The 8,150-nt window shown below is 60.0% G+C and carries 9 protein-coding genes; 6 read left to right on the plus strand and 3 right to left on the minus strand.

What is annotated here, in order from left to right; all coding sequences use genetic code 11:
* The first annotated feature begins 14 nt into the window (after positions 1-14).
* Positions 15-638: a cysteine dioxygenase family protein gene (locus AC07VY_RS22640; protein ID WP_495099457.1), complete on the plus strand. Its 624-nt coding sequence runs from the start codon at positions 15-17 to the stop codon at positions 636-638.
* Entirely contained in the window at positions 635-1,846 is a 1,212-nt protein-coding gene (gene metC / locus AC07VY_RS22645) for a cystathionine beta-lyase (RefSeq protein ID WP_495099458.1), read from the plus strand. Before AC07VY_RS22640 ends, metC begins: the two co-directional genes overlap by 4 nt.
* Positions 1,847-2,067: 221 nt before the next feature.
* On the opposite strand, the gene AC07VY_RS22650 is transcribed toward metC, so the two are convergent.
* Positions 2,068-4,284: a rhodanese-like domain-containing protein gene (locus tag AC07VY_RS22650; RefSeq protein ID WP_495099459.1), complete on the minus strand. Its 2,217-nt coding sequence runs from the start codon at positions 4,282-4,284 to the stop codon at positions 2,068-2,070.
* 136 nt (positions 4,285-4,420) lie between these two features.
* On the minus strand, positions 4,421-5,008 hold the full coding sequence (locus AC07VY_RS22655; protein ID WP_495099460.1) for a GntR family transcriptional regulator: 588 nt from the start codon (positions 5,006-5,008) through the stop codon (positions 4,421-4,423).
* Positions 5,009-5,149: 141 nt separating this feature from the next.
* Between AC07VY_RS22655 and AC07VY_RS22660 the strand changes: the two genes are divergently transcribed.
* From AC07VY_RS22660 to AC07VY_RS22675, 4 genes are all read left to right on the plus strand, one after another.
* Positions 5,150-5,587, plus strand: coding sequence for an HU family DNA-binding protein (locus tag AC07VY_RS22660; RefSeq protein WP_495074266.1), 438 nt, complete (start codon positions 5,150-5,152; stop codon positions 5,585-5,587).
* Between the two features lie 124 nt (positions 5,588-5,711).
* On the plus strand, positions 5,712-6,068 hold the full coding sequence (locus tag AC07VY_RS22665; RefSeq protein ID WP_495074267.1) for an H-NS histone family protein: 357 nt from the start codon (positions 5,712-5,714) through the stop codon (positions 6,066-6,068).
* A 303-nt stretch (positions 6,069-6,371) separates the two neighbouring features.
* Positions 6,372-7,169 carry a metallophosphoesterase gene (locus AC07VY_RS22670; protein WP_495099461.1) on the plus strand — a complete coding sequence of 266 codons (798 nt, stop codon included), beginning with the start codon at positions 6,372-6,374 and terminating at the stop codon, positions 7,167-7,169.
* A complete protein-coding gene (locus AC07VY_RS22675; protein ID WP_495074269.1) occupies positions 7,166-7,462 on the plus strand; it encodes a hypothetical protein in 297 nt (98 codons plus the stop codon). Before AC07VY_RS22670 ends, AC07VY_RS22675 begins: the two co-directional genes overlap by 4 nt.
* Before the next feature lie 159 nt (positions 7,463-7,621).
* On the opposite strand, the gene AC07VY_RS22680 is transcribed toward AC07VY_RS22675, so the two are convergent.
* Positions 7,622-8,150: HAD domain-containing protein (locus tag AC07VY_RS22680; protein ID WP_495099462.1), on the minus strand; the 529-nt coding region annotated here is incomplete at its 5' end.

Consider the following 8,150-nt stretch of genomic DNA (forward strand, 5'->3'; position numbering starts at 1 on the left):
CCAAGGACCTACCCATGACCACCGCCAAAATCATTGCCGAACAACGCCACGCAGCCATCCAAAGCGCACTCACCGATATTCGCCAGATTGCAGGCAATCACAGTATTGACCGCATTACCCTGGCCCATATCACTGCCCGCCTGGAAAAGCTGGCCACCCAGTCTGCGCTGTTCACCCGCGATGCCTTTCCACCACCGGCCATCACAGAAGGCGTTGGCGCATCCACCCGCTACCGCCTGAATCCAGAAGACGGTGGCAGCGGCATTGCGCTGTACTTGAATTCCATCAATCCCGGCAAGACCACCATCCCCCACAACCACACAACCTGGGCATCCATCGTGGCGGTCGAGGGCCAGGAGCAGAACCGCATCTACCGCCGCACCGACGATGGCAGCAATCCCAGCCGCGCCCAGCTGGAGCTGGTACGCGAGTTGACCGTACAGCCGGGCACCTCGGTCGACTTCTTGCCTGACGATATCCACAGCATCTATGTGGTAGGTGACCAACCCACTTTGCACTTCCACCTGTATGGGCAGCCACTGGAGACCTTGACTGGTCGTATCGGCATAGACCTGGAAACCGGCGCTGTCGTCAATTACAACGCCACCCAATTCAAGCCCAGCAAAGTCGCTGCATGACGACAAACACGCCTCACGCCACTCTAGGCGCTGCCACGCAGTTGCTGCATGCCGGCGTTCCGGCCTTGCGCAACGGCTCTGGGCCAGTGAACGTACCGGTCGTGCGCACCAGCACCGTCCGGTTTGAGAATACCCAAGCCCATGCGGACTACCACCATCGGCGCGCAGCGGGCGAGAGAGTCGCTGCCTACGGCCGCCATGGACTGGACACCCACCAGGCACTGGAAGATGCCGTCACCCAGCTGGAGGGAGGGTACCGGGCCTTCCTGACTCCTTCCGGCTTGTCCGCCATCTCCCTGGTCCTGTTGGCCTTGCTGTCTCCTGGCGACCATGCGCTGGTGGCAGACAGCGTGTACTCTCCCGTGCGCCGCGTTGACACGACGCTGCTGCAACGACTGGGCATCACGCTGGAATACTTCTCACCCGCGCGCGATGACCTGGCAACGCTGTTACGCCCCAACACGCGCCTGGTGTACCTGGAATCTCCCAGCTCCTTGCTGTACGAAGTGCTGGACCTGCCCAAGCTGGCAGCCATCGCCCGCGCGCATGGCGCCACCGTCGTGGCCGACAACACCTGGAGCGGTGGTTGGTTTTACAAACCGTTAGCCCTCGGCGCCCATATATCTGTGCAGGCTGCTACTAAATACATAGCAGGTCACTCGGACGTGATGCAAGGCGTCGTAGTGGTGGACAGTGCTGCACTGGCGGCCAAGCTGAGCTTGGCTTACGAAGCCCTGGGTTTGACCATTGGTGCAGACGACGCCTATCTGGCCTTGCGGGGCTTGCGCACCCTGCCGGTACGACTGGCTCAGCACCAGCGCAACGCCACCGAAGTGGCGCAGTACCTGCAGCGCCACGCACAGGTTGCACGGGTGTTTTACCCTGCCCTGCCCGATGACCCTAGCCATACGCTCTGGAAGCGCGACTTCAGCGGTGCCAGCGGACTGGTGTCGTTTGAATTCCGGCAGGACGGCGTCCACGCTGCCAACGCGTTCGTCGACGCACTGCAGTTCTTCGGCATCGGCGCATCCTGGGGTGGCTACGAGAGCCTGGCGCTGATTGCGGCCCCCGAGCGGCTGCAAGAACACAGCCACTGGACAGGTAACAATCCTGTGGTACGGCTGCACATAGGCCTGGAAGATCCTGCGGACCTCATCCGTGATCTAACCCAGGCATTCCTTATCCACGACAAATTGCTCCGCGTGTGACCGACAAGGAGGCTGCGTAGTTGTAGACCAGCCGCCAGCAGAGTTTGCTGTGTATTACCCAACACAGCAGCTTCCGGTACACGGAAAAAAAGGCTGACAAACTACTGTGTAGCTGGTCAGCCCAAGTCTAGCGTCCCCACGCAGACTACCCTCAGGATTCGCAAGATATATGCCTCTAGCGCAGACAAATACTGCGCTAGCAGCTACTATTTAAATAGCAATTAACCCTCCACTGGCAGCAGCCGAATACCGGTATCCCCCTCGCGCTCCAGCTGCGCAACCAGACCCAACTCCCAGCTCAGGTAGGCCCGAAATCCCGCGTCACGCAGTGACAGATCGGTATGGGCATACGGGCTGTACCAGTGGTCATCATCTCCTGTCAGTACACCATCGGCACCGCTTGCCGTGGGCAAAGCTGCCGCCACCCAGGCGTCCAGCCCACCGGTAATGGCGCGCACATCGCGGCCTGTACGGTATGCCAACTCCGCGGCCACCGTCGTAGCCAGCACTCCGTCTGGAGAAACCAGCAACACGGTTTGGCTGACGGGAATGTCGGCCGTGAACTCCTCCAGCCGGTCTGGCACCGCAAAACGGGCCCCTTGCACGTGGCGACGTTCATAGGCCGCACGGCGATCGATCTCAAATACAGATGCGCCGCCAGCCTCCAGCAACTTGGCCGCTTGAACCGGCGCAATCTGCACCGCGCTACCGCGCGTGGCCTGTATCCGTAAAGGCTCAGTCCCGGTCACCCGGGTTGTCGCCTCCGGAGGTGCATATACAAACACCTCGTAGCCACCCAACTGGGCCAACCAGGCGGCGGTAGTCAGCGCACGTACACCGTCCCAGTCGGCCAGCACAATGCGCGCCCGGCGCGTGCCTGCGTACTCGTCACTGGCCTGCACCAATTGCCCGCCTGGTGCCCAGCGCCATCCCTCCAGGTGCCCGGCCGCATATTCCTGCTGGGTGCGTACATCGAAACGGTAGAGCGTGCGCTCGACAGCCTCGGCCTCAAAGCGAGCCAGCGTGTCTGCATCGATGCGCTGCACACCCGCGCGTTGAGCCACCGCAACGGCACGCTGACGCGCGGCTGCCAGCGTGTCCGGCCCAGGCTCGGGCAGGTCTCCGCTACGGCCGTAGGCTAGGCTGCGGCCCGACAGCAACCAGGCCATGGTGCCGTCTTTCAACGACACCACCGGGTTGGGAATACCTGCGTCAATCAGCGTTTGCGCACCCACAATGCTGCGGGTGCGGCCTGCGCAGTTCACCACAACCAAAGTGGCAGGGTCGGGTGCGATTTCACCAATCCGGTAAACCAGCTCGGCACCCGGCAGGCTGTGCGCAAACGGCAAGCTGAACTGCGAAAACTCCTCCGATGTGCGGCTGTCCACCACCACAATGTTCTCGCCATTCGCAATGCGCTGATGCAGCGCGTCGCTGTCGATCCAGGGTGTGTGCTTTTGGTGTTCGATCACCTCGCCAAACGCTTTACTGGGTACGTTGGTACCGCTGAAAATTTCAAATCCTGCTGCCGCCCAGGCATCGGTACCGCCAGCCAGCACGGACACATTGCGCCAACCCAGCCGTACCAGCTTCGCAGCCGCTTGGTGGACCAAGCTTTCGTTGGCATCCACCAGCACGATACGGGTGTCTTTGCGTGGCACAAGCCGGTCGATCAACAGTTCCACACGCCACAGTGGCGCAGAGGCCGCAAACAGAATGTGGCGGTGGCTGAAGACGCCCGTCTCGCGCACATCAAGTACGGCAATTTCTTCATCATCGCCCAGTGCCGCTTTCAGTTCCTGCGGACTGGTCAACGCATGCCGGATCGACGCGGGCGGCGCAAACCTGCGGAAGGTGCCGCCCTCTTTACTGGCAAAGACAACCCGGTCATGGAGCAGCTCGAGCGCCAAGCCGTAGAAATGCAAGTGCAGGCCGGGTTCACTACCTTGCAGCTCAATAGTGTGCACATCGTCGGGCAACAGTGTGACCGAGGTACCAGGCACCACGTCCACGGTGTGCCGCAGCTCCAGCCTGTCTTGTAAGGGATCCTCCGTCTTGTGGCGGCGGTATAGCATATTGCGCTCATTGCCCTGGATGCCCGCGATGATGGCCCAGGTAGTGTGGTCGTGCGGTGGCTGCGCCTTGCCAGGCAAACCAGCAGACACATACAGCGCAAAATCGCCGTCCAAGTCCTCTGCCAGGCGATACACCTGCGCGGGGTTTTCGGTCGACACCGGGAACTGCGCCTGTGGGAACAGGTCTTGTCGCAGCCCTAACTGCTCCAGCGCCTGGGCGACAGCACGCAGCTGCTCTGCTTGCGCTTTGGCCGGCTCTGGCAAAAGCCGACGGGCCGTATGGATGAAAGCCGTTACGGCCTGGGCGCGCTGGCTAGCGATATCGCTGCCACTGAAATCGAGAGATATGTGGGTCTGGGTCATGTGGGACATGCGTCGAAGGACATGGGCAGAGCGTAGACGGCCCGCGCTGCAACAACAACGAAGAAAATCGATTGAAGATATGCGCACACCTGCTTGTACAGATGCTCCCAGCGACCGTCAGCGAATGCTCAGATACTCAAGCAGGCAGGCGAAACGTACTACCAAGTACGAACTCGTAACGCTCAGGGCGGATGTAGAAAAAAGATTGGTCACAGCACTGACCGCCCGCGAAATAGGATGTGCGCTTAAGTACCAAGAGCGCCTCGCCGATCTGTGTTTGTAACAACTCCGCCTGTGCCGCGTCAGCGCCTTGTGCACTGATTGCCATGTCGGCGCGCGCCGGTGCTTCACCCATTAACCGGGTCAGCAAGCTGTAGGCTGGTTGTTGTTCGGCTTCAATCCAGCTCGCAGCGTTCAGTTCGTCGGGCAGGTAACTGATGCCAATCGCCACGGGCTGGTCATCGACCAGATGCAGACGTTTCAGCTGCATCACCTGAGTGGCCGGCGCGAACTGATGACGAAGGCGTACGGGTACTTCTATACGCTGTTTGTCGAGTAAACGCATGCCGGCATTGAGCCCCTGTTGGCGCAAGGATTCGTGGAAGCTGCGCAATGTATCCAGCCCGTGCCTGACCTGTTTGCCCGCGACAAAAGTGCCCTTGCCCTGGCGTCGCACGATGCGCCCTTCTGCCGCAAGGTCGTCAAGCGCTTGGCGCACGGTCACGCGGCTAGGGCAAGATTGCGTCCATCAACGGCCATGGGCGAATCCGTGCCGCTGGCCCCGAACAGGTGCTCCTATGCGTTACCCCTAAAATATTTTCACGGCCCAACCGGGTCGGTGTCCTCCAACAACCAGTGAAATCACATGGCAACCACCAAAAAAGCGCCCGCCAAGACCGCGGCACCTGTCAAGAAAACCACCGCAGCCAAGAAGGTCATGCCGGCTAAAGCGGTTACCGCCAAAGCCGCTGCCGAACCAGTCAAGGCCAAGCCTTTCAAAGACAAGCTGAACAAAACCCAGCTGACCGCGCATCTGGCGGCAGTATCTGGTGTGGAACCCAAAGGCGTACGTGCCGTGCTGGCCGCTTTGGAAGCGACGATGCTGGCATCGCTGCACAAGAAGGGCGCTGGAGAATTCGCTATTCCCGGCCTGGTACGTGTAGCGGCCATCCAGGTGCCGGCCAAAAAGTCCCGCAAAGGTATCAATCCCTTCACTAAGGAAGAACAGGTGTTCAAAGCCAAGCCTGCCACGGTGAAACTGCGCGCGACTTTCTTCAAGAAGCTCAAGGACGCAGCGATTTAAACCTACTGCCCCTACTGCCCTTGCCGCATGGCCAGCGGCATACGCTGCAGGGAACTCGCCCCACGCAAAGGACGCCTTGAGCGTCCTTTCTCTTATGCTTCAACGTTCCCCTTTTAGAAACCCTATGACAAAGACTCTGCTTAGCATCCACAAGAAAATTGAGCGTCTGCAAATAGAAGCCGCGCTCATCCGGACGAGGGAAGTCGGAGGTGTGATCGAGCGGATCAAGGTTGCCATAGATTTCTATGGACTCACCGCAGAGGACCTCTTTGGGAACGCTACCGCGAAGGGTAAGCGCAAGAGCAAAGCCAGCACGGGTGCGTCGGCACGTATCGCCGGCAAGCAGACCAAGTCAAAGGGCGTTATCAAATACCGGGACGAGGCGGGCAATGCCTGGACCGGACACGGCAAGCGGCCGAACTGGTTCAATGCCGCATTGGCAGGTGGCAAAACTCCGGATGATTTGCTGGTGAAATCGTAACTGTCGCACTCCATATCCCAATATTCCATATCCCGGCTCCCAACATGGAGCGGGCCGGCGCATGCCAGGCAGCAGGTAAGTCGAATTTCCTGGCTACCTTGGCCGCCATCGCGGTATAGCGGTTGCGCCCTCGCAACACCGATGGTTTCCGAGATATTCGCCACGCTAAACCACCAGCGGAAACCGACCCAACTGCTGAAACCATAGGACTTGCTACGGGGTTCTTCCCCATAATAGTGAGCCCCACACTCGCTTTTGCAGACCCGGATGCCTGTCGCACTGGCTCTCTTGGTCTGCCTTTCCATGCAACTCCAGCTCGCGTCCGACCTGCATCTTGAGTTCCTGACGGAACGCTTCCCCGGGGTGCGCATCATTGAGCCCGCACCCGATGCGGACCTGCTGGTGCTGGCTGGCGATATCGCCAATGGCGTGGACGCGGTCACTGCCTTTGCCGACTGGCCGGTACCGGTGCTCTATGTCGCGGGTAACCACGAGTTCTATGAGCATGCTTGGGAGGAGACGCGGGCCCAACTGCGCGCGGCCTGTGCCGGCACCAATGTCACCTTCCTGGACAACGACCGTGTCGAGATCGGCAGCGTGCGTTTTCTGGGCGCCACCCTGTGGACCGACTTCCAGCGCCCAGGCTTCACGCATGCGCAGTGCATGGAGGAAGTCGAACGTGCACTCAACGACTACGTCCTGATCCGCACGGAGACCGGCATCTTGCGGGCTTGGGAGACCTTGCAGGACCACCAGCAGTCACGCCTTTGGCTGGAGCAGGAGTTGGCACAACCGTTCGACGGTAAGACGGTCGTCATTACCCATCACGGTCCCCACCCTTTGAGTGTCCACCCTCGGTATGCGGGCGATATCGTCAGTGCCGGATTTGTCAGCAACCTGACCCCGCTGCTGGCCCATGCCGATCTGTGGCTGCATGGCCATGTGCACGATTCTTTCGACTACACCGTGGGGAACCGCTGCCGGGTGGTGGCCAACCCGGCCGGCTATGTGGTGAACCGGCGCAAGGCGGTATCGCCTGCACGCTTCGGGTTCGAGAACGCGCGCTTCAAGAAGGCCTTGGTGCTGGAGCTGGCGACATGAAGCAGCGGGTACGCAAGCGGCAGCTCTATGGCCGCTACGGGAATTCCAGCCAGCGCCAGATTTGGCTGTGGGAAGCTGAGCTGCGTGCCTGGGGCGACATAGTGCCCGTGGGACGAGAGTTTGGCAGTCCGGACTACGAGCGGCTGGAGATTCTGGATGCGTACAGCGCGGGCCACATCAGCGAACAGGAAGCCATGCAACAACTTGGGATCGATCGCGATGCGCTGATAGCCATGGTTGCGGCCGACAGGATCCCTCATCATGGGTACGGTGACGGGAACAAGAACGGCTAACCATGGCCCGAAAACTAGCCATTTTTGACTTGGATGAAACACTAGAAATGGTTGCACGGCAGCCGTGCAACCATCTGCAGGAGAAACCGTATTGGGGGAGTGTGGAAGACAGAGAGCTTTGGGTAATTCCTTCTAACCTCGACATCGTCGGATATGGATTCAAGTGCGCAGCATCTGCTGGATACGCTGGGCCAGCGCTTGGGCGCTGACTTCGTCCAAGCCCAACTTTCCGTCGGTCTGCACCAGGTGTGTCGAAAACGGCCGAAACAGCCATGGCCGATCGTCCAGCGCCAACCACCGTACCGAGGACCCGCGGTACGCACGGAGCCAGGCCACGCATTCCGCTTCACGTTGATAGCCCAGCAATCTATCTGGGATATCGGCAAGATTTGCGTAGGTTGGCGTGATCCCGACGACGCGTGACGCGATGTCGGGAGAAAACTGTGCCCTCAGAACATCGAATGCGCGCAGCTGCCGCCAAGTGCTAGAGATCACGATTTCCACGGACGGGGCTGCACGCAGGATATCTTCCAAGATAGACAAGCGGCAGAAATGCTTCGACTCATGGCAGAACTCGGGGTGCAGAACGCCGTCGAAATCGGTAAACAAGGTTAGGGCAACGCTGAATAAGTCCCGAGCTGGCGCGTGATTTGCATGTTTGCGTTCCTCATTCTTGAGGAGGTAGGGA

It is taken from the genome of Rhodoferax sp. GW821-FHT02C08 (assembly GCF_059421805.1).